The sequence below is a fragment of the Streptococcus sp. HMSC10E12 genome, from assembly GCF_001807855.1.
Taxonomy (GTDB): Bacteria; Bacillota; Bacilli; order Lactobacillales; family Streptococcaceae; genus Streptococcus; species Streptococcus salivarius.
This window is the reverse complement of sequence record NZ_KV791088.1, coordinates 59,430-60,733: the sequence shown is the minus strand read 5'-3', so window position 1 is coordinate 60,733 and position 1,304 is coordinate 59,430. Positions and strand designations below refer to the sequence as shown.

The 1,304-nt window shown below is 44.0% G+C and carries 1 protein-coding gene; it reads right to left on the bottom strand.

Annotated features, from left to right (window positions below; genetic code table 11):
- A partial coding sequence (ldcB, locus tag HMPREF3112_RS04810) for an LD-carboxypeptidase LdcB/DacB (protein WP_176744473.1) occupies positions 1–1,304 on the bottom strand: 1,304 nt, incomplete at both ends.

Below are 1,304 nucleotides of genomic sequence, written 5' to 3'. Positions count from 1 at the left end.
CTAATTCTGGGCTTGAAACTTTAGCTTCTGCCTTGATTGACGCACGACTTGTGAAGGTATAAGTGCCTGACTCTGGGAGACTTGGTTGGTCCGCTGGTTTAGCAACCGGTTTAACTTCTGGTTTAGTTTCTGTAGCTTTAACTGTTGCAATATCAACGTAACGACGGGCACCGCTTGCTGTCATGTATGAAAGCCATTGATGACCATCGGCTGTCAAAACTTTGTCATAGTTAACACTCATGCCCTTGTCATAGTAGGCCAACTCTGGGCTTGAAACCTTAGCTTCTGCCTTGATTGACGCACGACCTGTGAAGGTATAAGTTCCTGTCGCTGGAAGGTTGATGGCACCTGTAGTGGCTGGTTTGCTTTCAGCAGGTTTGCTGCTAGTAGCATAATCGCCACCTTCGATACCAAAGTACTCTTCCAAACTCAATCCTGAATCGTGGATGTCTTTAGCTTCTTTACCCACATAGCGGATATGCCATGCTTCTGGCATGTAGCCGGTTGAAGCTTCTTTACCTGCTTGGAAACGCACGATAAAGCCATAGTTATGTGCATTATCTTTAAGCCATCGACTAGCTCGTGAATCTTCAAGCAAGTTACCAGATTTATCAGTCAAGTCAAAGACCAAACCAGTTTGGTGTTCGCTGAACCCAGGACGAGCTGAGTAACGGTCCGCAGCTGCCTGACCATCACGACTAACATAGTTGTCGTAAAGAGTCTTTTGATAGTCATAAGAACGGAAACCACTGTATGAACGTCCAACATTCAAACCTTGGTTAATCATATCATCACGAAGACGAACAAAGGCTGCCTTAGCTGTAGGATTCTCACCTGGGTTATAGTCCTTAGAAAGGCCATGTTTTTTATTGACAATAATAATGTCATCGTATTTACCACGAACACTGTAGTAAGAACCGTTATTTGTCAATTTCCCTGTTGCATGGGATTCAGTGGCTTGAGGGACTGTAGCTTTAGTTTCGGTGATATAGGTTCTCTTACCGTCCAACATATAGTATAGATGGACAGAATAAGTACCCGCATCGCCCTTATGACTAGCTGTGTCTACATGAACCTTGTAGCTTCCATCTGATTGTTTGTCGGCATGATACCAAGTAAGATCGTCTTGGCCGTTCTTATCTGACCAGATTGGAACACGCACTTCTTTAACTTCTCTGCCACCACCTGAAACATTGGTTACGACTACATCAAAGCCATTAGACGTTTGGTTGCTGATGGTCAATTTCCCTGTAACTTGAGTTTCAGTGATTTGAGGGACTGTAGCTTTAGTTTCGGTGATATAG